Origin of the sequence: Burkholderia sp. 9777_1386, assembly GCF_015712265.1 — a bacterium.
Taxonomy (GTDB): domain Bacteria; phylum Pseudomonadota; class Gammaproteobacteria; order Burkholderiales; family Burkholderiaceae; genus Burkholderia; species Burkholderia cenocepacia.
Window position 1 is genome coordinate 58,571 of record NZ_JACCQB010000031.1, and the last position, 24,765, is coordinate 83,335.

At 66.4% G+C, this 24,765-nt stretch carries 24 protein-coding genes; 8 read left to right on the forward strand and 16 right to left on the reverse strand.

Annotated features, from left to right (window positions below; all coding sequences use genetic code 11):
• The first annotated feature begins 32 nt into the window (after window positions 1–32).
• Window positions 33–1,238 (forward strand): MBL fold metallo-hydrolase, encoded by a 1,206-nt coding sequence (locus H0X91_RS22035; protein WP_048986036.1) that lies wholly within the window; start codon window positions 33–35, stop codon window positions 1,236–1,238.
• Window positions 1,239–1,494: 256 nt separating this feature from the next.
• On the opposite strand, the gene H0X91_RS22040 is transcribed toward H0X91_RS22035, so the two are convergent.
• Together H0X91_RS22040 and ychF are read right to left on the reverse strand one after the other, a co-directional pair.
• Entirely contained in the window at window positions 1,495–2,229 is a 735-nt protein-coding gene (locus H0X91_RS22040) for a hypothetical protein (RefSeq protein WP_048986037.1), read from the reverse strand.
• Window positions 2,230–2,387: 158 nt separating this feature from the next.
• The gene (ychF, locus tag H0X91_RS22045; RefSeq protein WP_006482062.1) at window positions 2,388–3,482 is read right to left on the reverse strand and encodes a redox-regulated ATPase YchF; all 1,095 of its coding nucleotides are present in this window, start codon (window positions 3,480–3,482) and stop codon (window positions 2,388–2,390) included.
• Between the two features lie 246 nt (window positions 3,483–3,728).
• On the opposite strand from ychF, the gene H0X91_RS22050 reads away from it, so the two are divergent.
• From H0X91_RS22050 to H0X91_RS22065, 4 genes are all read left to right on the forward strand, one after another.
• Window positions 3,729–4,907 (forward strand): UbiH/UbiF family hydroxylase, encoded by a 1,179-nt coding sequence (locus H0X91_RS22050; RefSeq protein ID WP_043204516.1) that lies wholly within the window; start codon window positions 3,729–3,731, stop codon window positions 4,905–4,907.
• Window positions 4,908–4,997: 90 nt separating this feature from the next.
• Entirely contained in the window at window positions 4,998–5,726 is a 729-nt protein-coding gene (locus H0X91_RS22055; protein WP_006482072.1) for a DsbC family protein, read from the forward strand.
• A 105-nt stretch (window positions 5,727–5,831) separates the two neighbouring features.
• Entirely contained in the window at window positions 5,832–7,631 is a 1,800-nt protein-coding gene (locus H0X91_RS22060) for a M61 family metallopeptidase (protein ID WP_034201058.1), read from the forward strand.
• Between the two features lie 147 nt (window positions 7,632–7,778).
• Window positions 7,779–8,375, forward strand: coding sequence for an FMN-dependent NADH-azoreductase (locus H0X91_RS22065; protein ID WP_006482079.1), 597 nt, complete (start codon window positions 7,779–7,781; stop codon window positions 8,373–8,375).
• A gap of 124 nt (window positions 8,376–8,499) precedes the next feature.
• Here H0X91_RS22065 and H0X91_RS22070 read toward each other — a convergent pair whose 3' ends face one another.
• From H0X91_RS22070 to rpe, 8 genes are all read right to left on the reverse strand, one after another.
• Entirely contained in the window at window positions 8,500–9,417 is a 918-nt protein-coding gene (locus tag H0X91_RS22070) for a uracil-DNA glycosylase (protein WP_058901220.1), read from the reverse strand.
• Window positions 9,418–9,430: 13 nt separating this feature from the next.
• Window positions 9,431–10,057: a CYTH domain-containing protein gene (locus tag H0X91_RS22075; protein ID WP_006482076.1), complete on the reverse strand. Its 627-nt coding sequence runs from the start codon at window positions 10,055–10,057 to the stop codon at window positions 9,431–9,433.
• Window positions 10,057–10,842: an indole-3-glycerol phosphate synthase TrpC gene (trpC, locus tag H0X91_RS22080; RefSeq protein WP_048989068.1), complete on the reverse strand. Its 786-nt coding sequence runs from the start codon at window positions 10,840–10,842 to the stop codon at window positions 10,057–10,059. The genes H0X91_RS22075 and trpC overlap by 1 nt, the downstream gene beginning before the upstream one ends.
• Window positions 10,843–10,870: 28 nt before the next feature.
• On the reverse strand, window positions 10,871–11,902 hold the full coding sequence (trpD, locus tag H0X91_RS22085; RefSeq protein ID WP_006482067.1) for an anthranilate phosphoribosyltransferase: 1,032 nt from the start codon (window positions 11,900–11,902) through the stop codon (window positions 10,871–10,873).
• 13 nt (window positions 11,903–11,915) lie between these two features.
• The gene (locus tag H0X91_RS22090) at window positions 11,916–12,515 is read right to left on the reverse strand and encodes an aminodeoxychorismate/anthranilate synthase component II (protein ID WP_006482053.1); all 600 of its coding nucleotides are present in this window, start codon (window positions 12,513–12,515) and stop codon (window positions 11,916–11,918) included.
• A gap of 13 nt (window positions 12,516–12,528) precedes the next feature.
• The gene (trpE, locus tag H0X91_RS22095; protein ID WP_006482077.1) at window positions 12,529–14,022 is read right to left on the reverse strand and encodes an anthranilate synthase component I; all 1,494 of its coding nucleotides are present in this window, start codon (window positions 14,020–14,022) and stop codon (window positions 12,529–12,531) included.
• A gap of 357 nt (window positions 14,023–14,379) precedes the next feature.
• A complete protein-coding gene (locus H0X91_RS22100) occupies window positions 14,380–15,144 on the reverse strand; it encodes a phosphoglycolate phosphatase (protein ID WP_058901225.1) in 765 nt (254 codons plus the stop codon).
• Between the two features lie 4 nt (window positions 15,145–15,148).
• Window positions 15,149–15,835, reverse strand: a complete 687-nt coding sequence (gene rpe / locus H0X91_RS22105; RefSeq protein ID WP_006482066.1) for a ribulose-phosphate 3-epimerase — start codon at window positions 15,833–15,835, stop codon at window positions 15,149–15,151.
• A gap of 178 nt (window positions 15,836–16,013) precedes the next feature.
• Between rpe and apaG the strand changes: the two genes are divergently transcribed.
• A complete protein-coding gene (apaG, locus tag H0X91_RS22110; protein WP_006477037.1) occupies window positions 16,014–16,388 on the forward strand; it encodes a Co2+/Mg2+ efflux protein ApaG in 375 nt (124 codons plus the stop codon).
• Between the two features lie 21 nt (window positions 16,389–16,409).
• Here the strand turns inward: apaG and H0X91_RS35015 are convergent, their stop codons facing one another.
• Window positions 16,410–16,553, reverse strand: a complete 144-nt coding sequence (locus tag H0X91_RS35015; protein WP_006482075.1) for a hypothetical protein — start codon at window positions 16,551–16,553, stop codon at window positions 16,410–16,412.
• Window positions 16,554–16,581: 28 nt separating this feature from the next.
• Between H0X91_RS35015 and mltA the strand changes: the two genes are divergently transcribed.
• Complete coding sequence (mltA, locus tag H0X91_RS22115; RefSeq protein WP_049126219.1) at window positions 16,582–17,706, forward strand: murein transglycosylase A; 1,125 nt, start codon at window positions 16,582–16,584, stop codon at window positions 17,704–17,706.
• Window positions 17,707–17,960: 254 nt separating this feature from the next.
• Here the strand turns inward: mltA and paaK are convergent, their stop codons facing one another.
• From paaK to paaN, 5 genes are all read right to left on the reverse strand, one after another.
• Window positions 17,961–19,259, reverse strand: a complete 1,299-nt coding sequence (paaK, locus tag H0X91_RS22120) for a phenylacetate--CoA ligase PaaK (RefSeq protein WP_048989069.1) — start codon at window positions 19,257–19,259, stop codon at window positions 17,961–17,963.
• A 38-nt stretch (window positions 19,260–19,297) separates the two neighbouring features.
• Window positions 19,298–19,750, reverse strand: a complete 453-nt coding sequence (paaI, locus tag H0X91_RS22125; RefSeq protein ID WP_006491098.1) for a hydroxyphenylacetyl-CoA thioesterase PaaI — start codon at window positions 19,748–19,750, stop codon at window positions 19,298–19,300.
• Between the two features lies 1 nt (window position 19,751).
• The gene (paaG, locus tag H0X91_RS22130) at window positions 19,752–20,543 is read right to left on the reverse strand and encodes a 2-(1,2-epoxy-1,2-dihydrophenyl)acetyl-CoA isomerase PaaG (protein WP_034201055.1); all 792 of its coding nucleotides are present in this window, start codon (window positions 20,541–20,543) and stop codon (window positions 19,752–19,754) included.
• 45 nt (window positions 20,544–20,588) lie between these two features.
• A complete protein-coding gene (gene pcaF, locus H0X91_RS22135) occupies window positions 20,589–21,791 on the reverse strand; it encodes a 3-oxoadipyl-CoA thiolase (RefSeq protein ID WP_034201054.1) in 1,203 nt (400 codons plus the stop codon).
• Between the two features lie 87 nt (window positions 21,792–21,878).
• Window positions 21,879–23,585, reverse strand: coding sequence for a phenylacetic acid degradation protein PaaN (gene paaN, locus H0X91_RS22140; RefSeq protein WP_006491101.1), 1,707 nt, complete (start codon window positions 23,583–23,585; stop codon window positions 21,879–21,881).
• A gap of 129 nt (window positions 23,586–23,714) precedes the next feature.
• On the opposite strand from paaN, the gene H0X91_RS22145 reads away from it, so the two are divergent.
• A complete protein-coding gene (locus H0X91_RS22145; RefSeq protein WP_006491102.1) occupies window positions 23,715–24,491 on the forward strand; it encodes an enoyl-CoA hydratase in 777 nt (258 codons plus the stop codon).
• The last annotated feature ends 274 nt before the right edge of the window (window positions 24,492–24,765 follow it).

Genomic DNA, 24,765 nt, shown 5'->3' on the forward strand with positions numbered 1-24,765 from the left:
CTACGGGCTCACCACCAATCAAGAGTCCGACCATGTCGATCCGTCATCTGTTTTCTTCCGCACTCGCGGCGACTGCGCTGCTCGGCGCCGCATCCGCAAGCATCGCTGCCCCGCTGACCGTCGATGTCTACAATCCGGGCGCGCATGCGATCTTCCCGGTTTCGTCCGAAATCGTTTCGGGCAAGACCGAGGCGATCCTGATCGACGCCCAGTTCCAGCGCAACGACGCTCAGGCGCTGGTGAGCCGGATCAAGGCGAGCGGCAAGACGCTCAAGGCCGTCTACGTGAGCCACAGCGACCCCGACTATTACTTCGGGCTGGAAACCATTCACGCGGCGTTCCCGGATGCGAAGATCGTCGCGACGCCGCAGACCGTCGCCGCGATCGAGGCCAGCAAGGACGGCAAGCTCGCCTACTGGGGCCCGATCCTGAAGGACAACGCGCCGGCTTCGGTGATCGTGCCGCAGCCGCTCGACGGCAATACGCTGCGCGTCGACGGCGAGCCGCTGCGCATCGTCGGGCTCGACGGCCCGACGCCCGATCGCACGTTCGTGTGGATTCCTTCCGCGCGGACCGTGGTCGGTGGCATCCCGGTCGCCGCGAACATTCATGTCTGGATGGCCGACACGCAGACGCCGCTGTCGCACGCGAACTGGCTGGCGACGCTCGACCGGATCGATGCGCTGAAGCCGGCGCGCGTCGTGCCCGGCCATTTCCTGCCGAATCGCGACGGCGGCCAGCCGTTCACCACGGGCGTCGCGTTCACGCGGAATTACGTGAAGGCGTTCGACCAGGAAGCGGCGCGCGCGAAGGATTCGACGACGCTGATCGCGGCGATGGAGGCGCGCTACCCGGATCTCGGCGAGAAGCCGTCGCTCGAGCTGAGCGCGAAAGTTGCCAAGGGCGAGATGCAGTGGCCCGCGCCGGCGCCGTTCCCCGCGGCGGGCAAGACGGTGCGCGTGCAGTTCGGCGCTACCGCGTTCGACCTGAACTTCAAGGACGACAGGACGATGTCGTTCGTCGGCACGGCCGGCCAATTCAAGGGCGTGACGGATACGGTGCAGTACACGGCGCGCGAGGTCCGTCCGCAGGTGTACATGGTGTACTGGCATGAGCCGTCCACCGGCTCGAACGTCGTGCACGTCGAGGATTTCGAACGCGGCGCGGTGGATACGAACATCGCGATGAAGGACGGACAGTTCCTGCATATGTCCGGGACGCTGAAGATTGCTGAGTAGGAGCAAGCGACCGACGGCGAAACGTGCGGTCGAAGGTTCGGCGACTGTTCCAGACACAAGGTCCGCATCGCGCGGGCCTTGAGGACATGTGGCGGCGCGCGGCGCTGAGTCAAGATATTGCTGTTCTTGGCCTGCTCGAGGCCGGTGCAATGATGCAGGCGTGGCAGTCTACCTTTCGTCGATCCGTGTGCCGTTCGTGCATCGCGGTGAGCGTCATCACGGCCGTTCGCCTGTTACGCCAGCCATGCCTTGCGTCTTAGACGGTCGCCGATATGGCCCGCGCCGCTAGTCGCTCAAGTTGCATACACGCTTTGCTTACGACGATGTGGTAATGCGTTCTACCGAGCATTCTTGGATCTTCTCGCCGAGCAATTTTTTCCGACAATAGTCCGAGATTCTTTAGCTTCAACAAAAAGATGCCCATGTCAGCTAAATCCGGCATGTCGTAATGGATTTTGGGCGCGGTGGTTGAAGGTGAGACTCGATCGGTCGAAATCTCCATAGAGCCAAACTCAATAACCATGCCATTCTGTTCTAAATCGTGCTTATCACTTTGACGGCGAGCTAGCCACGAAGTAAGACCAAGGAAGTCGTGATCGTTTAGCGTTTCCGCACCCTGGAAAATCAATTCTTCATCAGGGGTGGCCTCGCGGTCTTCGAGCACGATGTTGGCGGTCAACATTCCGATGATCATCGGACCGATATCCTTGGACGCCGACAGTGCGACTCGTCGGTACGCGTCGAAGAGTGCGGTCGTTTTCTTATCACTATTCGACATGGCGCGAAGCATATCGTTAAGATCCGCAGACTCGAATCGAACGTCCTTTTCCTTACGGATCTCGTCGAGCAAGGCGTCGAAAAACCTGTTGGCTCGATATTCGCTCCATCGGCCGATCAGATGGTCCTTGAAATACTGAGTCGCCATCTTTAAGGCTTCTTTTTCTGCTAGCTGCTTTGCGACCGCAGTTGCAGTGCTGATGGTAATCGACATGGTTTCCTCTCAATATTTTTCTCAATGAGTCTCGACATATCAGGCATGATGCCTTGTTAGTGACGTCGACGTCGCTAAAAAAGCAAAAAAGGCCCGCTTTTAGCAGGCCTTGACGGTTTTTCGTACTGCGTGAAACGTGGCGATTCGGCTCGTTTCCCTCAGACGTTGAACAGGAAGTTCATCACGTCGCCGTCGTGCACGACATATTCCTTCCCTTCCGCACGCATCTTGCCGGCTTCCTTCGCGCCTTGCTCGCCCTTGTACGTGACGAAGTCGTCGAACGCGATCGTCTGCGCGCGGATGAAGCCGCGCTCGAAGTCGGTGTGGATCACGCCCGCCGCTTGCGGCGCGGTATCGCCGATGTGGATCGTCCACGCGCGCACTTCCTTCACGCCCGCGGTGAAGTAGGTCTGCAGGCCGAGCAGCTTGAAGCCTGCGCGGATCACGCGGTCGAGGCCCGGCTCTTCCATGCCCATGTCGGCAAGGAAGGCTTCCTTGTCCGCGTCGTCGAGATCGGCGATTTCCGCCTCGATCGCCGCGCATACGGCGACCACCGGCGCGTTTTCGCTTTCCGCGTACTTGCGCACCGCCTCGAGGTGCGGGTTGTTCTCGAAGCCGTCGTCCTTCACGTTGGCGACGTACATCGCCGGCTTCGCGGTGATCAGGCAGAACGGCTTGATCAGCGCCTGTTCGTCGTCCGACAGCGCGAGGCCGCGCACGGCCTTGCCCTGGTCGAGCTGCGCGCGCACCTTTTCGAGCACCGCGACGAGCTTCGCCGCTTCCTTGTCGTTGCCCGACTTCGCCGCCTTCGAATAGCGCGTGAGCGCCTTCTCGATGGTGCCGAGGTCGGCGAGCGCGAGTTCGGTGTTGATCACTTCGATGTCGTCGATCGGGCTGACCTTGCCGGCGACGTGAATGACGTTCTCGTCCTCGAAGCAGCGCACGACGTGCGTGATCGCGTCGGTTTCGCGGATGTTCGCGAGGAACTGGTTGCCGAGGCCTTCACCCTTGCTCGCGCCTGCGACGAGGCCCGCGATGTCGACGAACTCGACGACGGCCGGCACGACACGCTCCGGCTTGACGATCTCGGAGAGCGCTTTCAGGCGCGTATCCGGCACTTCGACGATGCCGACGTTCGGCTCGATCGTGCAGAACGGGTAGTTCTCGGCGGCGATGCCGGCCTTGGTCAGCGCATTGAACAGGGTGGACTTGCCGACGTTGGGCAAGCCGACGATGCCGCATTTGAGACTCATGGAATCCTTCGGACGGGTGAGGCGGCGCGGCCGGACAAGGCACGGCGGCGCGGGAAAAAAGGGCGGCCGGCGCGTGGAGCGCGGCGGGCCGACGGTCAAAGACGCTATTGTACCGTGCCGGCGGCCCGGATTCCGGGCTGGCGCCGAACGGCCGATGCGGCGGGCCGCCGCGCCGGCGCACCGGGCTGCGATTCTGCTGATTTCCCGCAAAGTCCGGCCGCGTAAGGGTTTGGCCCCGCGGCTATAATGCCCGCCATGACTGCCCACCACTCCTTCGACGTCGCCGTGGTCGGCGGCGGGCTCGTCGGCAAGACGGCCGCGCTCGCGCTGACCCAGTCCGGCTACAAGACCGCGTTGCTCGCCCAGCCGGCCACGCCGCGCCCCGCGGATCTCGCGTTCGACACGCGCGTCTACGCGCTGTCGTCCAGCTCGCAGGCGTTGCTCGAGCGGCTGCGGGTCTGGCAGGCGCTCGACCACAGCCGGCTCGCGCCCGTCTACGACATGCGCGTGTATGGCGATGCGCATGCCGAACTGCATTTCTCCGCGTATCAGGCGTCCGTGCCGCAGCTCGCATGGATCGCCGAATCGTCGCTGGTCGAGGCGTCGCTCGACGCCGCGCTGCGCTTCCAGCCGAACCTGACGTGGTTCGACGCGCGTGCGCAGGGCTTCGACGTGCGCGACGACGCGGCCGTGCTCACACTGTCGTCGGGACAGGTGCTCGAAGCCGATCTCGTCGTCGGCGCCGACGGCGCGCATTCGTGGGTGCGCTCCCAAATGGGGGCCAGGGTAGAGCGGCGCGACTACCGGCAAACGGGCGTCGTCGCGAATTTCAAGGCATCTTTGCCGCACCGCGAGACCGCGTACCAATGGTTTCACGAAGGCGAGATCGTCGCGCTGCTGCCGCTGCCGGACGGCCACGTGTCGCTCGTGTGGTCCGCGCACACCGCGCACGCGGACGCACTGCTCGCACTCGATCCGGCGCAGCTCGCGGCCGAGGTGGAGCGCGTGTCGCACGGCCAGGTCGGCGCGCTCGAATGCGTGACGCCGGCCGCCGGCTTCCCGCTGGCGCTGCAGACGGTCGACAAGCTGATCGCGCCGCGCGTCGCGCTGGTCGGCGATGCCGCGCACCTGATCCACCCGCTCGCGGGGCAGGGGATGAACCTGGGATTGCGCGACGTCGCCGCGCTCGCCGATGCGATCGCGGGCAAGGAAAGCTTCCGCAACCTCGGCGATACGGTGCTGCTGCGCCGCTACGAGCGTTCGCGTCGGGAGGACATCCGCGCGCTGATGGTCGCGACCGACGGCCTGCAGCGGCTGTTCGCGGTGCCGGGCTCGCTCGCAAAGGCGGTGCGCAATGCGGGCATGGCGTTCGTCGGCGCGCAGCCGCTCGTGAAGCGCTGGCTCGTGTCGGCCGCGCTCGGCTGAGCGAACCTTCCGCCACCGCGCCGGTCGGAGACGGTTCCGTTACGGCGTACACTGTGCCGTGCACTCCGATTGAGCTGAAGGAAGATTTCAATGAAAAAAACGATCCGCATCGCATCGCTGGCGCTGGCCGTCACGATGGCGACGCTTGGCTGCACCGCGCAGGCCGACCAGACCACCGACAAGCTGAAGGCTACGCTGCAGGCCCGGCTGGGCAACGACGCGCCGATCAAGAGCGTGTCGAAATCGCCGGTTGCAGGCCTTTACGAAGTGAACCTCGGCTCGCAGATCATCTATAGCGACGCGGCGGGCGACTACGTGCTGCTCGGCGATCTCGTCGACGCGAAGACGCACAAGAACCTGACCGACGCCCGCCTGTCCGAAATCAACAAGATCGACTTCGCGAGCCTGCCGTTCGCGAATGCGATCAAGGTCGTCAAGGGCAACGGCGCCCGCAAGATCGCGGTGTTCTCCGATCCGAACTGTCCGTACTGCAAGAAGCTCGAGACGACGCTGCAGTCGGTCGACAACGTGACCGTCTACACGTTCCTGTATCCGGTGCTGTCGCCGGATTCGACCGCGAAGTCGAAGGCGATCTGGTGTGCGACCGACCGCGCGAAGACGTGGGAAAGCTGGATGCTCGACCACCGTGCGCCGTCCGGCGCCGGTACCTGCGATACCAGCGCGCTGGACAAGAACCTCGCGCTCGGCCGCGGGATGAACGTCACCGGTACGCCGACGATCTTCCTGCCGGACGGCCGCCGCCTGCCGGGCGCGGTATCGGCCGACCAGCTCAACCAGGCGCTCGCCTCGAGCAAGTAACCGACTGCACGCCGGGCGCATGGCCCGGCCAGCGAGGGGCGCCCGCATGATCTGCCGGCGCCTCTCTTCGTTTTCGCCGCCGTATTCGACCGACCGATTGCCACGATGACCCAGCCGATCCGCTATTCGATTGTCCCGAAAGATCTTGCCGCGCACCTGTTCGAAGTGACGGTGACGGTTGCCGATCCCGATCCCGAAGGCCAGCGTTTCTCGCTGCCGGTATGGATTCCGGGCAGCTATCTCGTGCGCGAGTTCGCGCGCAACATCGTGACGCTGCGTGCGTTCAACGACGCGGGCCGCAAGGTGCGCATCGCGAAGACCGACAAGCACACGTGGCAGGCCGCGCCCGTGACCGGCGCGTTGACGCTGCGTTACGACGTGTATGCATGGGACCTGTCGGTGCGCTCCGCGTATCTCGACGAATCGGGCGGCTTCTTCAACGCGACGGCCGTGTTCCTGAGCGTCGCCGGTCGCGAGGACGCGCCGTGCGAAGTCGATATCGCGAAACCGGCCGGCGCGGCGTTCCGCACCTGGCGCGTCGGCACCGCACTGCCCGAAGCGGGCGGCACCCGGCGCTACGGTTTCGGCGCATATCGCGCGGCCAACTACGACGAGCTGTCCGACCATCCGGTGACGATCGGCGAATTCGCGCTCGCGACGTTCGACGCGCACGGCGTGCCGCACGACATCGTGATCGCGGGGCGCGTGACGCAGCTCGACCTGGAGCGGCTGCGCAACGACCTGAAGCGGGTGTGCGAGGCGCAGATCGCGTTGTTCGAGCCGAAGTCGAAGAAGGCGCCGATGGAGCGCTACGTGTTCATGACGCTCGCGGTCAGCGACGGCTACGGCGGCCTCGAGCATCGCGCGTCGACCGCGTTGATCTGCAACCGTACCGACCTGCCGGTGAAGGGGCGACCGGAAACGACGGAAGGCTATCGCACGTATCTCGGCCTCTGCAGCCACGAGTATTTCCACACGTGGAACGTGAAGCGCATCAAGCCAGCGGCGTTCGTGCCGTACGACCTCACCCGCGAGAACTACACGTCGCTGCTGTGGCTGTTCGAGGGCTTCACGTCGTATTACGACGACCTGATGCTGGTCCGCAGCGGGCTGATGTCGCAGGACGACTATTTCGCGGCGCTCGGCCGCACCGTGGGCGGCGTGCTGCGCGGCACGGGCCGGCTCAAGCAGAGCGTCGCGGAAAGCTCGTTCGACGCGTGGATCAAGTACTACCGTCAGGACGAGAACGCGACCAACGCGATCGTCAGCTATTACACGAAGGGCTCGCTCGTCGCGCTGGCGTTCGATCTCGCGATCCGCGCGCAGACGCGCAACCGCAAGTCGCTCGACGACGTGATGCGCCTGCTGTGGCAACGCTACGGCCGCGACTTCTATCGCGGCCAGCAGGCGGGCGTCGAGGAAAACGAAGTCGAGACGCTGATCGAAGAGGCGACGGGCGTCGCGCTCGGCCGCCTGTTCGCCGACGCCGTGCACGGCACGCGCGACCTGCCGCTCGCCGAACTGCTCGCGCCGTTCGGCGTGACGCTGACGCCCGATGTCGCGACCGGCGCGGCCGCGAAGCCGACGATCGGCGCGCGCCCGCGCGGCGGCGCGGACTGCACGTTGGCGGCGGTCTACGAAGGCGGCGCCGCGCATCGCGCGGGGTTGTCGGCCGGCGACACGCTGATCGCGGTCGACGGCCTGCGCGTGGCGGGTACGAACCTCGATGCGCTGCTGGCCCGCTACCGGCCGGGCGACAAGGTCGAGGTTCACGCGTTCCGCCGCGACGAGCTGCGTACCGCGAAGCTGAAGCTCGACGGCCCGGAAGTCACCCGCTACCGGCTGACGGCGGCCGCGAAGCCGGCTGCGGCCACGAAGGCCCGCGAAGCCTGGCTGAAGGGGTAAGCGGACGCACGCGGGTATCGGGGCGCGATCAAGGATTGTTCCGTTGTTGCAACAATCCGTCGCCCTGAACCCGCTTTTTCGCGGTCATATGGCCACGCACAATGGCGTCACTCGCGCTACCGAAGCGCAACCCCACTGGAGCCTGACATGACGACCATTCTGCAAATCAATTCCGCCGCGCGTTCGCAAGGTGCGCAATCCACGCTGCTGGCCAACGAACTGACGGCAAAGCTGCAACAATCGAATCCCGGCGCGAACGTCGTGGTTCGTGACCTGCTGGCCGATGCGCTGCCGCACCTCGACGAATCGGTGCTCGGCGCGTTCTTCACGCCGGCCGACAAGCGCACCGCGGAACAGAATGCGATCGTCGCGAAGAGCGATGCACTGATCGCCGAACTGCAGGCTGCCGACATCATCGTGATCGGCGCGCCGATGTACAACTTCGGCGTCTCGTCGCAACTGAAGACGTATTTCGACTGGATCGCCCGCGCAGGCGTCACGTTCCGTTACACCGAGAACGGTCCGGAAGGCCTGATCAAGGGCAAGAAGGTTCACGTCGTGACGGCCCGCGGCGGCAAGTACCTCGGTACGCCGAACGACAGCCACACGCCGTACCTGCGTTCGTTCCTCGGCTTCATCGGCCTGACCGACGTGAATTTCATCCATGCGGAAGGCCTGAACCTCGGTCCGGATGCGCAAAGCGCCGCACTGGCCAGCGCACGCGAAGCGATCGCCGCCGCGTAACGCGCAAGCTCGACGCGGGTGCGACGCACCCGCTGCGTCGCCCGATAAAAAAACGCCGCGCCCCGAAAGGGACGCGGCGTTTTTGCATGCGGTGGGGTAGCTGGCGAACCGGCTGCCGAGGCCGTTACGCGAACGTTTCGGCCACGTCCGGCAGGCGCCAGTCGATCGGTGCGCGGCCCGCGCCGACCAGATAGTCGTTCGCGAGCGCGAAATGGCGGCAGCCGAGGAAGCCGCGGTGCGCGGACAGCGGCGACGGGTGCGGCGCCTCCAGCACGCAGTGTTCGCTCGGATCGAACAGCGCGCGCTTGGCCTGCGCATGTGCGCCCCACAGCATGAACACGAGCCCGCGATGGCGGTTGGCGAGTTCGCGGATCAGCGTGTCCGTGCATTGTTCCCAGCCGCGCTTCGCGTGGCTCGCGGCCGCGCCGCGCTCGACCGTCAGCACGGTGTTGAGCAGCAGCACGCCCTGCCGCGCCCACGTATCGAGGCAGCCGTGGCGCGGCGTGTCGTGACCGAAGTTCGCGGCGATTTCCTTGAAGATGTTGCGCAGCGACGGCGGCGTGCGCACGGCCGGCGGCACCGAGAACGCGAGGCCGTGCGCCTGCGGCGTGCCGCGATCGTCGCCGTGGTACGGGTCCTGGCCCAGGATCACGACCTTCACGTCGTCGGGATGCGTCAGGCGCAGCGCGCGAAACACGTCGGTCGGGTAGACCGTCTTGCCGGCCGCGCGCTCGTCGTCGACGAAGCGGCACAGCGGCGCGTACGCGTCGCTGTCGATGAACGGCTTCAGCACGTCGCGCCAGACGGCCGGCAGCGCGTCGAATTGCGCGGCGAGATGCGGTACGTCGGCGGCAACGGACTGCGGTGCCGCGGCGGCCGGGGTCGGCGCGGACGCCGGCGCGGCGGTTTTCTTTGCGGTTTTGCGCGCGGCCGCGGGTGGCTCGGAAGCCGGGGACGGAAGATCGGCCGGTGCCGTTTCCGGCACGGGATCGTCGAACAGCGACGCCTGTTGCGGCGCGCGGGAAGTCTTGCGGGTTGCCATGCGTGATGCGTGTTTATTGCGCGCGCAGCCGGTAGCCGCGCTGCGCCTTGCTGATGTTTTCGGGAACGAGGCCCGGCAGCGCCTGCTGCAGTTCGGCGGCGAGCGTCGCGAGCGCCGTTTCCGGGCCGTCGATCAGTTCGAGTTCGATTTCGCTGATCGGTTCGCGGCGCGTGTCGCGCTCCGCCTGGACGACGATCTCGCCGAGGTCCACCGCGGCTTCGACGGTTGCGCCGCCGATTGCGATGCGCCACAGCGTACGCGAAAAATCCGTGCGGAACAGCGCGTACAGGGCGCCGGCCGCGTCATTCAGCGCGGCGGCGGCTTCCGGCACGTCGCAAGCCGCGACGAGCGCGTCGATTTCGAGCGCGTCGCCGGCGACCGGCAGTTCCCATTCGTGGCGGCGGTGCAGGCCGCCTTCCGCACTGCCGACGGTCTTGAACGTCTGCAGCCAGCCGTCCGGCGTGCGGCGCACGCGCACGGCGCTCTTCGAGCGCGCCAGCGCGAGATCGGGCGTGTCGTAATAGACGTTCGCGAGCGTGATCGCGTGGCCGGGTTCGCCGGTCAGCGTCTCGAAGAAGCGGCGCGCGGCGTCGGCCTGGCCGGCCGGCAGCGCGAGCTTGATTTCCTTTTCGATCGCCATCAGAAGAACATCCGTGCGAGTTCCTCGCCCGGCTGGTCGGCGCGCATGAACGCTTCGCCGACGAGGAACGTGTTCACGTTCGCCGCGCGCATCGTGTCGACGTCGGTGCGCGACAGGATGCCCGATTCGGTCACGACGATGCGGTCCGCCGGAATCATGTCGAGCATGTCGAGCGTGGTCTGGATCGACGTCTCGAACGTGCGCAGGTTGCGGTTGTTGATGCCGAGCAGCGGCGTCTTCAGCGTCAGCGCCTGTTCCATCTCGTGGCGGTCGTGTACTTCGACCAGCACCGCGAGCCCGAGCGAATGCGCATACGCTTCGAGATCCTGCATCAGCGGCGTGTCGAGCGCGGCGGCGATCAGCAGGATCGCGTCGGCGCCCATCGCGCGGGCTTCGACGATCTGGTATGCGTCGACGATGAAGTCCTTGCGCAGCACCGGCAGCGAGCAGGCCGCGCGCGCTTCCTCGAGATAGCGCACGCCGCCCTGGAAGAACTGCTCGTCGGTCAGCACCGACAGGCACGCGGCGCCGTGCGCCGCATACGAACGCGCGATGTCGGCCGGCACGAAATGCTCGCGCAGCACGCCTTTCGACGGGCTCGCCTTCTTGATTTCGGCGATCACGGCGGCGTTGCCGGCCGCATGCTTCGCCCGCAGCGCGCCGACGAAGTCGCGCAGGTCGCGCGCCGATGCGTCGAGTTTCAGTGCCTCGAGCGGCGTGCTGCGCATGGCCGCCGCGACTTCTTCGCGCTTGACGGCGATGATTCGGTCGAGAATGTCGCTCATGTGGGTTCCTGCTGGATTCGTAAGAGGGTCAGCGCTTGAACTGCTGCGTGAAGCGCACGAGTTCGTCGACTTTCGCGCGGGCCTTGCCGCTCGCGATCGCTTCGCGGGCGAGCTGGATGCCGTCCGCGATCGATTCGGCGACGTTCGCCGCATAGAGCGCGGTGCCCGCGTTCAGCGTGACGATCTCGCGCGCGACGCCCGGCTGGTTGTCCAGCGCGCCGAGCAGCATCGTGCGGGATTCGTCGGCATTTTCCACCTTCAGCGTGCGGTTCGACACCATCTGCAGGCCGAAGTCCTCCGGATGGATCTCGTATTCGTGCACCTTGCCGTCGCGCAATTCGCCGACGAGCGTCGCGGCGCCGAGCGATACCTCGTCCATCCCGTCCTTGCCGTACACGACGAGCACGTGCTGCGCGCCGAGGCGCTGCATCACGCGCACCTGGATGCCGACGAGGTCGGCGTGGAACACGCCCATCAGCTGGTTCGGCGCGCCGGCCGGATTGGTCAGCGGGCCGAGGATGTTGAAGATCGTGCGCACGCCGAGCTCGCGGCGCACGGCCGCGATGTTCTTCATCGCCGGGTGATGGTTCGGCGCGAACATGAAGCCCATGCCGGTTTCGGCGATCGACGCGGCGACCTGGTCCGACTGCAGGTCGATGTTCACGCCGAGCGCCTCGAGCACGTCGGCGCTGCCGGACTTGCTCGATACGCCGCGGTTGCCGTGCTTCGCGACCTTCGCGCCCGCGGCGGCCGTGACGAACATCGACGCGGTCGAGATGTTGAACGTGTGCGAGCCGTCGCCACCGGTGCCGACGATGTCGACGAAGTTCGAGTTGTCCTGCACCTCGACGTGGTTCGCGAATTCGCGCATCACGGTCGCGGCGGCGGCGATCTCGCCGATCGTCTCCTTCTTCACGCGCAGCCCGGTGATGATCGCGGCCGCCATCACGGGCGACAGGTCGCCGCGCATGATCAGCCGCATCAGGTGCAGCATTTCGTCGTGGAAGATCTCGCGGTGCTCGATCGTGCGTTGCAGCGCTTCCTGCGGGGTAATCGTCATCGTGAGGCTCCCGTCAGGCGGTGGGCGCGGCCGCGCGGGCCGCTCCGCGCGTCTGCTTCAAGAAATTCTCGAGCAGCGCATGGCCGTGCTCGGACAGGATCGATTCCGGGTGGAACTGCACGCCTTCGACCGGCAGCGTCTTGTGGCGTACGCCCATGATTTCGCCGTCGTCGGTCCACGCGGACACCTCGAGGCAGTCCGGCAGCGATTCGCGCTCGATCGCGAGCGAGTGGTAGCGCGTCACGTCGAAATGCTTCGGCAGGTCGGCGAACACGCCGCGGCAGTCGGTTTCGATCCGGCTTACCTTGCCGTGCATGATGGTCTTCGCGCGCACCACGCGGCCGCCGAATGCCTCGCCGATCGCCTGGTGGCCGAGGCAGACGCCGAGGATCGGCTTCTTGCCCGCGAATTCGCGCAGCACGTCGAGCGTGATGCCCGCGTGCTGCGGATTGCTCGGGCCGGGCGACAGGCAGATCGCGTCGGGGTTCAGGCGCGCGATGTCGTCGAGCGTGATTTCGTCGTTGCGGTAGGTACGCACGTCCTCGCCGAGTTCGCCGAAGTACTGGACCAGGTTGTAGGTAAACGAGTCGTAGTTGTCGATCATGAGCAGCATGGTCAGTCTCCGGTCAGAAGTCGCTATCGAGGCCGTCCTGGACCTGTTCGGCCGCACGCAGCACCGCGCGCGCCTTGTTCTCGGTCTCTTGCCATTCGGATTCGGGCACCGAATCCGCGACGACGCCGGCTGCCGCTTGCACGTACAGGTTGCCGTTGTGGATCAGGCCCGTGCGGATCGCGATCGCGAGATCCATCTCGCCCGAGAACGACAGATAGCCGACCGCACCGCCGTACAGCCCGCGCTTGACCGGCTCGAGTTCGTCGATCAGTTCCATCGCGCGCACCTTCGGCGCGCCGGACAGCGTGCCGGCCGGGAACGTCGCGCGCAGCACGTCGTAGTTCGTCATGCCGGGCTTCAGCTTGCCTTCGACCGAGCTGACAATGTGCTGCACGTGCGAGTACTTCTCGATGACCATCTGGTCGGTCACCTGCACCGAGCCGATTTCCGCGATGCGGCCGACGTCGTTGCGCGCGAGGTCGATCAGCATCACGTGCTCGGCGATCTCCTTCGGGTCGTTGAGCAGCTCGGTCGCGAGTTCCGCGTCGCGCTCGGGCGTGTTGCCGCGCGGGCGCGTGCCGGCGAGCGGGCGGATCGTGACGATCTGGTCTTCGCCGCGCTTTTCCTGGCGCACCAGGATTTCCGGCGATGCGCCGACCACGTGGAAATCGCCGAAGTTGTAGTAATACATGTACGGCGACGGATTCAGCGAACGCAGCGCGCGGTACAGCGACAGCGGATTGTCGCGGTACGGCTTCGTCAGCCGCTGGCCGACCTGGATCTGCATCAGCTCGCCGGCGGCGATGTATTCCTTGGCCTGGCGCACGGCGGCCAGATAGTCGTCCTTCTTGAATTCACGGAACGTCTCGGTGCGCACGCTCGCCGACGTGACGGGCGGCTGCACGGTCGTGCGCAGGCGCTGCTTCAGTTCGCGCAGGCGCTGTTTCGCCTTCGCGTACGCTTCGGGCTGGCCCGGGTCCGCGTAGATGATCAGGTAGAGCTTGCCGGCGAGGTTGTCGATCACCGCGACTTCCTCGGTCAGCAGCAACTGGATGTCGGGCAGGCCGAGATCGTCGCGCGGCGCGGTGTTCGCGAGCTTCTTCTCGATGTAGCGCACCGCGTCGTAGCCGAAGTAGCCGGCGAGGCCGCCGCAGAAGCGCGGCAGGCCCGGGCGCTGCGCGACCTTGAAGCGCGCCTGGAACGATTCGATGAACTGGAACGGGTCGCCGTCGTGCGTCTCGACGACCTGGCCGTCGCGCACGACTTCCGACACGCCGTTGCGGGTGCGCACCAGCGTGCGGGCGGGCAGGCCGATGAACGAATAGCGGCCGAAGCGTTCGCCGCCGACCACCGATTCGAGCAGGAACGAGTTGGCGCCCGCGCGTTCGGGCTGGGCCAGCTTCAGGTAGAGGGACAGCGGCGTTTCGAGATCGGCGAGGGCTTCCGCGATCAGCGGGATGCGGTTGTAGCCTTCGTTCGCGAGCGATTGGAATTCGAGTTCGGTCATGTTCCGGTCCTGTTCGGGACGAGCGGCGCGTGCGCCAGGGATCACTTGACGCTGCGCGGGTGGCCGTCGGCGAAAGGGCGGTCGATCGAGAAGTGCCTGTTGCCGGCCGGCACTCCGGGCGTGAACGTCGCGAGCCTGCGGCCGGTCCTGAACGCGAGCGTTCGGACGCGGTGGAACTCGAGGTGGTGCGACGGTCGGCGCGCGGATGCGCAGCGAGATAAAAAACGGCGCTGAAGACGTGCTTCAGCGTACCTCATCGAAGAGGTTAGCGCGACCAGCGACGCCAGGGCCAGGCTCCCCGGTCGATGCTGCTCAGACTCCGTTTTTTATTCAGAAACATGCGGATGGAAGAAATAATCAGATGGTTGGCCGGCCGGCGTTGTGCGCGGAAATTGTGCGAGCCGCAACCAGCAACGAATCGACTATACCATCCGAATTTATCGTTTGTATAGCTTTGCCGTGGTTGTAGCCGTACGGCACCGTCAGCGTCGCCATCCCGGCCGCGCGGCCCGCCAGCGCATCGTTTTCCGAGTCGCCGATCGCGACCGCGGCGTCCGGCGCGACGCCGAGCGCGTCGCAGGCCGTCAGCATCGGCAGCGGGTCGGGCTTCTTGCGCGCGACGCTGTCGCCGCCCAGCACGATGCCGAAGCAGCCGGCCAGCCCGTATTGTTCGAGCAGCTCGACCGCGAAGCGGTGCGGCTTGTTCGTCACGCACGCGAGCCGGATGCCGGCCGCGCGCAGTGCATCGAGGCCGGCTGCCACGTCCGGATAGAGGCGCGTGTGGCGGCCGTTGATCTTCGCGTATTCGCTCTGATAGATCGCCAGTGCGTCGTCGAAGCGCGCGTGCGCTTCGTCGGCCGGGAAGCGCGGCTTCAGCACGCTCTGGATCAGGTGTTCGGAGCCCTTGCCGACGTAGCCGATCACTTCGTCGCGCGACGTGGCCGGCGCGCCGAGCTGCGCGAGCATCCCGTTCAGGCCGGCCGTGAAATCGTCGGCGGTATCGACCATCGTGCCGTCGAGGTCGATCAGCGCGGCGTCGATGCGCGGCGCGGCAAAGCGGATCGGGCCCGCGTCCGTGGCGGCCTCGGCCGGCGCGCGGCCGGCGAACGACGAGTCGGCCACGGCGTCAGCTCCGTTCGACGGTCGCGAGCGCCGCGCGCATCTCGTCGATCACCTTGCGGTAGTCGGGCTTGCCGAAGATCGCCGAACCCGCGACGAACGTGTCCGCGCCGGCCGCCGCGATTTCCGCGATGTTGTCGGCCTTCACGCCGCCGTCGACCTCGAGCAGGATCTCGCGGCCCGTGCGCTCGGTGTACGCGTCGATGCGCGCACGCGCCTCGCGCAGCTTGTTCAGCGTTTCCGGAATGAACGACTGGCCGCCGAAGCCGGGGTTCACCGACATCAGCAGCACGAAGTCGAGGCGGTCCATCACGTGGTCGAGGTAGTTCAGCGGCGTGGCCGGATTGAACACGAGACCGGCCTTGCAGCCGTGGTCGCGGATCAGCGACAGCGTGCGGTCGATGTGATCGGAGCCTTCCGGGTGGAAGCTGATCAGGTTCGCGCCGGCCTTCGCGAAATCGGGCACGATCCGGTCGACCGGGCGCACCATCAGGTGCACGTCGATCGGCACCTGCACGTGCGGGCGGATCGCCTCGCAGACGAGCGGGCCGATCGTCAGGTTCGGCACATAATGGTTGTCCATCACGTCGAAGTGAATCCAGTCGGCGCCGGCGGCGACCACGTTGCGGACTTCTTCGCCGAGCCGTGCAAAGTCGGCCGACAGGATGCTGGGAGCGATGCGGAATTGAGTCATGACAGGGGAGCGGGGGACGTTGCGGCGCAAAACCGTCATTCTACCGTCCGGCGACCCGGCGCGCGGCGGCAGGCCGTGCGGTTGCGGCCCGATTGCGCATAGAATGCCGAACCAATGCGGCGCGCCCGCGGCCCGGCCGCTCGAGTCGGCGCGCGCGGTTACCTAGAGCGGACACACCATGAGTCAGTATCAGTTCACCGTTTCGGTGAAAACCAGCTACTTGCCGGAACAATCCGACCCCGATCACCGTCAATACGCATTCGCGTACACGCTGACGATCCGCAATACCGGACAGGTCGCGGCGCAACTGATCGCCCGTCACTGGATCATCACGGACAGCGAGAGCCACGTGCAGGAAGTGAAGGGACTCGGCGTCGTCGGGCACCAGCCGCTGCTGCAGCCGGGCGAGCATTTCGAATACACGAGCTGGGCCGTGATCGCGACGCCGGTCGGCACGATGCGCGGTGCGTACTTCTGCGTGGCGGAAGACGGCGAGCGTTTCGAGGCGCCGGTCGACGAGTTCGCCCTGCACATGCCGCGCACGCTGCATTGAGCGTGCAGTGTGCGACGGGCGTCAGCGCGGCTGGCGGTCGTTGTGGCGGGCCTGCTTCTTTCTGCCCGACGACGTCCACACGACGATGAAGATCAGCAGGGCAAGCGCTACGAAGGCTTCGAGCGCGAAGATGAGCATCGGATATTGGTCGAGAAAATCTGACATGGCGGTTTCCATCAAGAACGGACATTGTATGTGGTTTGGGCCCCGGCTGGCCGGGTGGATGGCCGCCGCCGCGGCGGCGGCGCTGCTCGCGGCGTGCGGTGGTGCGCCGACGCGGACCTCCGCGCTGAAGCCGCCGACCGGCGCGGCGATCGTGCCGGGGCAGGTCGCCGCGAAGCGGCTCACGCCGGTCGCGTGGCAGCAGGTGCCGGGCTGGCAGGACGATTCGTTGATCGGCGCGACGGCCGCGCTGCGGCAGAACTGCGCGCGGCTCGCGCGCCAGCCGGCCTGGGCGCGCGCTTGCGCGGCCGCCGACCGGCTCGACGAACTCGACGTCAGCAGCGCCCGCACTTTCTTCGAAACGTATTTCACGCCGTTCCAGCTCGCGAATACCGACGGTACGCTCGACGGGCTCGTGACCGGCTATTACGAGCCGCTGCTGCACGGTTCGCGCGTGCGCCGCGGCCCGTATCAGTACGCGCTCTATCGCTGGCCGGCCGGCTATCGCGCGGGCGCCCCGCTGCCGGCACGCGCGCAGCTCGAGCGCGCCGGCATCCTGAACGGCAACGAACTCGTGTGGGTCGACGATCCGATCGAGGCGTTCTTCCTGCAGGTGCAGGGCTCGGGTCGCGTGCTGCTCGACGACGGTTCGGTGATGCGGGTCGGCTTCGGCGGCACCAACAACCAGCCGTACCGTTCGATCGGCAAGTGGCTGCTCGATCGCGGCGAGCTGACGCCCGCGCAGGCAACGATGCAGGGCATCAAGGCGTGGGCGAAGGCGAACCCGACGCGCGTCGACGCGCTGCTCGACACGAATCCGCGCTTCGTGTTCTTCCGCGACATGCCGACCAAGGAAGATGCGCCGCATGGCGGCGCGGACGGTCCGATCGGCGCGCTCGGCGTGCCGCTGACGCCGGAGCGCTCGATCGCGGTCGATCCGTCGTCGATCCCGCTCGGCACGCCGGTGTTTCTGCAGACCACGCGTCCGCTGACGAATACGCCGATGAACCGGCTCGTGTTCGCGCAGGATACGGGCTCGGCGATCAAGGGGGGCGTGCGGGCCGACTATTTCTGGGGGCTCGGCGACGACGCGGGTGATCAGGCTGGCCGGATGAAGCAGGTCGGCCGGATGTGGCTGCTGTTCCCGAATTCGTGATTCGGGATGACGCGGGCTGCACGGAGGAGGCGGTCTGTGCATGAGCCGCGGGGTTCGTGGCGTGTCTCGGGTGCGTGGCGCATGCCGACGGTCTGATCGCGGGTGTGGCCCTGTGATTTAGGTTCGCGTGATGCAGCGATGTCGCGTCGAACGACGCTTTGGAATTGAAACAGCCCGATCGGTGTTGGCCGATCGGGCTGTTTCATTTGCCGGCACGGATTCGCCGTTGGGCGACGTACAGGTGGCGAGCGACCTCAGCCCTTGCGCTTGTCGACGACCCGGCGCGCCTTGCCGACCGACCGCTCGATGCCGTTCACGGGCAGCACGTTGATCACGGCCGTCACGCCGATCAGCGACTTGATGTCGTACGCGAGCGCCTGTTTTGCCGCCTGGATCGCCGCGGTGTCGGGCGCGGTTTCCGGGCAGGGTTCGACGTTGAGCGTCAGCACGTCGAGCGGGCCTTCCTTCGTCAGCACGATCTGATAGTGCGGCGCGAGCGCGCGCTGCTTGAGCAACTGTTCCTCGATTTGCGTCGGGAACACGTTGACGCCGCGCACGATCATCATGTCGTCCGACCGGCCGGTGATCTTCTCCATCCGGCGCATCGTCCGGGCGGTGCCCGGCAGCAGGCGCGTGAGGTCGCGCGTGCGATAGCGGATGATCGGCAGTGCTTCCTTCGTCAGCGACGTGAACACGAGCTCGCCAAGTTCGCCGTCCGGGAGCACTTCGCCGGTTTCCGGATCGATGATTTCCGGATAGAAGTGGTCTTCCCAGATGGTCGGGCCGTCCTTGGTCTCGACGCATTCGGACGCCACGCCGGGGCCCATCACTTCGGACAGTCCGTAGATGTCGACTGCGTCGATGCCCATCCGCTGTTCGATGGCGACGCGCATGTCGTTGGTCCACGGCTCCGCGCCGAAGATGCCGATGCGCAGCGAGCTTTGCACGGGATCGAGGCCCTGGCGCTCGATCTCGTCGGCGATCGACAGCATGTAGCTCGGCGTGACCATGATGATGTCGGGCCGGAAATCCTGGATCAGCTGTACCTGCTTTTCGGTCTGGCCGCCGCCGAACGGGATCACGGTGAGGCCTGCGCGTTCTGCGCCGTAGTGCGCGCCGAGCCCGCCCGTGAACAGCCCGTAGCCGTAGCTGACGTGCACCTTGTCGCCGCGGCGCGCGCCGGCGGCGCGGATCGAGCGGGCGACGAGATTCGCCCACGTATCGATGTCGGCAGCCGTATAGCCGACGACCGTCGGCTTGCCGGTCGTGCCCGACGACGCGTGGATGCGCGAGATCCGGTCCTGCGGCACCGCGAACATCCCGAACGGATAGCTGTCGCGCAGGTCGCCCTTGGTCGTGAACGGGAAGCGCGACAGGTCGGCGAGCGTCTTCAGGTCGTCCGGATGCACGCCGGCTTCGTCGAACTTGCGGCGATAGACGGGCGAGTGATCATACGCATGCCGGAGCGACCACTTGAGGCGCTCGAGCTGCAGCGCGGTCAGCTCGTCGCGTGAGGCGGTCTCGATCGGCTCGAGCGGTAGCGGGGTAGTCATGCATGTCTCCAGTGTTTGTTATGGGCGAGCCGTCGACGTCAGCGGTCTTCCGGGATGACCGTGCCCTTGATCTGGGCGGATTTGCCGCGAAACATCGCGACCGTGTCGCCTGTCTGGTTCGTGACGCGGATGTCGTAGATGCCGTGGCGGCCGGCGCGCGCCTGCTCGATCGCCTCGGCCGTCAGCACGTCGCCGCCGTGCACGGGGCGCAGGAATTCGATCGAGCAGCCGGCCGCGACCGCACTCAGGTTGTACGAGTTGCACGCGAACGCGAACGTCGAATCGGCGAGCGTGAAGATGATCCCGCCGTGGCAGGTCTGGTGCCCATTCAGGAATTCGGGTCGCACGCGCATCTGCAGGCGGGCGTAGCCCGCGCGTACTTCGGCGATCTCCATGCCGAACGCGCGGCTGCAGGCGTCGGCGTCGTACATGGCCTGCGCGGTTGCGCGGGCGAGCGCATCGGGGGCGAGCGTGGCGGTGGCGTTCGTCATGTCAACGTCCCTCGAAGCGCGGTGTGCGCTTCCCGATGAAGGCCTGCACGCCTTCCGCATAGTCGTGCGACTGGCCGAGCTTGCGCTGCAGGTCGCGTTCCAGGTCGAGCTGCTGATCGAGCGTGTTCGTGACGCTGTCCCGCATCGACTGCTTGATCGATGCGATGGCGAGCGTCGGCTGCTGCGCGAGCTGGGTGGCGAGCTGGCGGGTTGTCGCGACGAGCGCTTCGTCGTCGACCGCACGCCAGATCAGGCCCCACTGTTCGGCCTGTTCGGCGCCGAGCTTGTCGCCGGTCAGCGCGAGCCCCAGCGCGCGTGCCATGCCGACGCGTTGCGGCAGGAACCACGTGCCGCCCGAATCGGGCACGAGCCCGATCTTGACGAAGGCCTGGATGAAACTGCTCGAACGGGCGGCAAACACCAGATCGCACGCAAGTGCGAGATTCGCGCCGGCGCCGGCGGCCGTGCCGTTGACGGCCGCGATCACCGGAATCGGCAGACGCTGCAGGCGGCGGATCAGCGGATTGAAATGCTCGTCGATCAGCGTGCCGAGATCGGTGGACGCGCCCGGCGTGAAGTCGAGGTCGGCCAGATCCTGGCCCGCGCAAAAGCCGCGGCCCGCACCCGTCAGAATCAGCGCACGCGCGCCGGCCGCCTCGACTTCATCGAGCGCCGACTGCAGTTCGCGATGCATCGCCCGCGTGAAGCTGTTCAGCTTGTCGGGCCGGTTGAGCGTGATCGTGGCCACGCCCGCGGCCTGATCGATATCCAGCTGGATCGCCTGATAGGACATGCAGTGTCTCCTTCATGACTTCGTTATAGGCGGACGGTGCGTGGGTTACACGCGTTCGATCGCGATCGCGATGCCCTGGCCGACGCCGATGCACATCGTACAGAGCGCGAACCGGCCGCCGGTGCGCTCGAGTTGATGGAGCGCCGTGGTGACGAGCCGGGCGCCCGATGCGCCGAGCGGGTGGCCGAGCGCGATCGCACCGCCGTTCGGGTTCACGCGCGGATCGTCGTCGGCGACGCCGAGCATGCGCAGCACGGCGAGACCTTGCGACGCGAACGCCTCGTTCAGTTCGATCACGTCGAACTGGTCGATGCGCATCCCGAGCTGGTGCAGGAGTTTCTGCGTGGCCGGCGCGGGACCGATGCCCATTACGCGCGGCTCGACGCCGGCGGTCGCCATGCCGACGACGCGCGCGCGGCGGCGCAGGCCATACTGGTCGGCCGCCTGCGCATTGGCGAGCAGCAGCGCGCAGGCGCCGTCGTTCACGCCCGACGCGTTGCCGGCCGTCACCGAGCCGTCCGGGCGCACGACGCCCTTCAGCTTCGCAAGCGCCTCGAGCGACGTTTCGCGCGGATGCTCGTCACGCGACACGACGATGGCATCGCCTTTCTTCTGCGGAATCGTGACCGCGACGATTTCTTCGGCGAGCGTGCCGTCCTGCTGCGCCCGCGCGGCTTTCTGCTGGCTGCGCAGTGCGAACAGGTCCTGATCCGCGCGGCTGATGTCGTAGTCGAGCGCGACGTTCTCGGCCGTCTCCGGCATCGAATCGACGCCATACAGCTGCTTCATCAGCGGATTGACGAAGCGCCAGCCGATCGTCGTGTCGAAGATGTCGGCCTGGCGCGCGAACGCGCTCGCGGCCTTGCCCATCACGAACGGTGCGCGCGTCATGCTCTCGACGCCGCCAGCAATCATCAGACGTGCTTCACCTGCCTTGATCGCGCGCGCGGCCGTGCCGACCGCGTCCATCCCGGAGCCGCACAGCCGGTTCAGCGTCGTGCCGGGCACGGCAGTGGGCAGGCCCGCCAGCAGCGCCGACATGCGTGCCACGTTGCGGTTGTCCTCGCCGGCCTGGTTCGCACAACCGTAGACCACGTCGTCGATCGCCGCCCAGTCAACGTCGCGGTTGCGCTCGATCAGCGCCTTGAGCGGCACCGCGCCGAGGTCGTCGGCACGGACATCTTTCAGGGCGCCGCCGTAGCGGCCGATGGGGGTGCGAATCGCATCGCAGATGTAGGCGTCTGTCATGGGCGTATCGATGAGTGACGAACCCGCCGGGTGGCGGATTCGTTCATGGTAGAGAACATGGCGGCGTTTGCACGTCGGCCAATCGGGTTATGCCGTCTGGCCGGCTTCCGCAGGTACCGCCTTCGGGGCAACATGGACGCGGCTTTGCACCACGCGGAACCGGTTGGCGACGAATGCCGGATCGGCCAGCGCGGCGTTGGCCGCCGGGTTCGCGCCCGTGCCGTGGAAGTCGGAGAACGCGGCTGACTGGTTGACGAATACGCCGCCCGTGAGGTTGATCGACAGCGCGACGCCGCCACGCACCGCCGCGTCGTGCGCGGCATCGACGATCGCGTCGTCGGTGCTGTAGACGGAGAGGGTCAGTGCGCCATGCTCGGCGGCGATTTCACCGGCCAGGTCGAGCGACTGGGCAGTCGAGTCGGTCGAGATCACGAACGAGATCGGGCCGAACCACTCCTGCGTGAATTTCTCGCGGTCGGCCACGTCGAGTTGCAGCACGAGCGGTGTGCGCACGCGCGCATCGGGGAACGCGGGGTGCTGGAGGGTCTGGCTGTCGGCGAGCACGCGGCCGAGCTTGCGTGCGTCGTCGATGCGCGCGGTCACGCCGTCGTTCTGGATCGCGCCGATCAGTTCGACCGAGCGTGCCGGGTCGCCGGTGAGTTTCTGCACGGCAACCGCGATGGCTTGCGCGACTTCGTCGAAGCTCGCGTGGCCGTCGGCCGTCCGGATGCCGTCGCGCGGCACGTAGATGTTCTGCGGTGCGGTGCACATCTGGCCGGAGTACAGCGCCAGCGAGAACGCGATGTTCTTGGCGGCGGCCTTCAGATCGTCGGTCGAGTCGATCACGATCTGGTTGACGCCGGCTTTTTCGGTGTAGACCTGTGCCTGATGGGCATGGCGTTCGAGCCACGTGCCGTTCTGCGTGCTGCCGGTGAAGTCGATCAGCTTGATCTCGGGGCGCAGCGCGAGTTCCTGGACCAGCGCGCCGTCGTTGGGCTCGGTCGCAAGCAGCGTGACGACGTTCGGGTCGAATCCGGCTTCGCGCAGCACGTCGCGGGCGATCCGCACCGTGATGGCGAGCGGCAGGATCGCGCCCGGGTGCGGTTTGACGATCACCGTATTACCGGTTGCCAGGTCGGCGAACAGGCCGGGGTAGCCGTTCCAGGTCGGGAATGTGCAGCAGCCGAGCACGAGGCCCGTGCCGCGCGGCACGATCGTATAGCGCTTGTGCATCGCGAGCGGCGGGTTCTTGCCTTGCGGCTTTTCCCAGTGCGCATCGGCCGGGATGCGGCGCAGCTCGTCCCACGCATAGGCGACCGCTTCGAGGGCGCGGTCCTGCGCGTGTGGGCCGCCGGCCTGGAACGCCATCATGAAGGCTTGCCCGGTGGTGTGCATCACGCTGTAGGCAATTTCGAAGCTTGCGCGGTTCAGGCGCGCCAGGATTTCGAGGCTGACGCCGACCCACGCGCTCGGGCCAGCTTCGCGCCACGTGCGTTGCGCGGCGGCGGCGGCAGCGATCAGTGCGTCGGGCGTCGATTTCGGGTACCGGACGCCCAGCGCGATGCCGTACGGCGAGCGCTCGGCGCCGACCGTTTCACCGGTCGCCGGCTGGTCGAGTACGAAGGTCGTGTCGAGGTGCGACTTGAACGCGGCCTCACCGTCCGCGCTTGCGCTTTCCCCGTACACTTTGGGGCTCGGCATTTCGGCGAACGGGCTCCAGTACCCGCGGCTCTCGATGGCGGCGAGTGCGTGTTTCAGCGTGTCTTCGTGCTTCGTGAACAGGGCATGGGTCATGGCGGCGGCCTGATGAACGTTGAGAGGGATTGGATCGATTAATTAACCGACCGGTTGGTCGGAGAATGGTAGCATCAAACTATTCGCATGTGCGAGGCGTTTCTCATTTCATTGATCGAGGAGAAATAGATGGCTTACGAGAACATCCTGGTGGAGACCCGGGGGCGTGTCGGTCTGGTGACGCTGAACCGTCCGAAGGCGCTGAATGCGCTGAACGATGCTCTGATGGATGAGCTGGGCGCCGCGCTGAAGGCGTTCGATGCGGACGACGACATCGGCGCGATCGTCGTGACCGGGAGCGAAAAGGCGTTCGCGGCCGGTGCGGACATCGGCATGATGGCGACCTACTCCTATATGGATGTCTATCGGGGCGACTACATCACGCGCAACTGGGAGACGGTCCGCGAGATCCGCAAGCCGATCATTGCCGCGGTTTCGGGCTTTGCGCTGGGCGGTGGCTGCGAGCTGGCAATGATGTGCGACATCATTTTCGCGGCGGACACGGCCAAGTTCGGTCAGCCGGAAATCAAGCTGGGCGTCATGCCGGGGGCGGGCGGCACGCAGCGTTTGCCGCGCGCGGTATCGAAGGCGAAGGCGATGGACATGTGCCTGACCGCGCGCTTCATGGACGCTGTCGAAGCGGAGCGTGCCGGGCTCGTGTCACGCGTGCTGCCCGCCGACAAGCTGCTCGACGAGGCGATTGCCGCCGCCACCACGATCGCCGAGTTTTCGTTGCCGGCAGTCATGATGGTCAAGGAGTCGGTGAACCGCGCGTACGAGACGACGCTGGCTGAAGGCGTTCACTTCGAGCGCCGGCTGTTCCATTCGCTGTTCGCAACCGAAGATCAGAAGGAAGGGATGGCGGCATTCGTCGAGAAGCGGAAGCCGGTCTTCAAGCACCGCTGATCGACTGGCGTCGGTCGGGTGTCCGGTGGCTGGCCTGCACCGGTTGTCGGCGTGATCGCCTTGCCCCGTTCATCAAAAGCCTCCGTGCGCGTGAGCGCACGGAGGCTTTTTCAAACTTTCTTCACAAAGCGCTTGCAAGGATGGGGGCAGGTGCTTAGAATCACGCCTCTTTCGCGCCAACGGAAACGCGGCGCGGAGGGAAGGGAAGCAGTGCTGTTGGGGTTCGGAGGTAGCGAGCCTCGGCGGTACGGAAGTTGAGCCCCGCAGTCGCAAC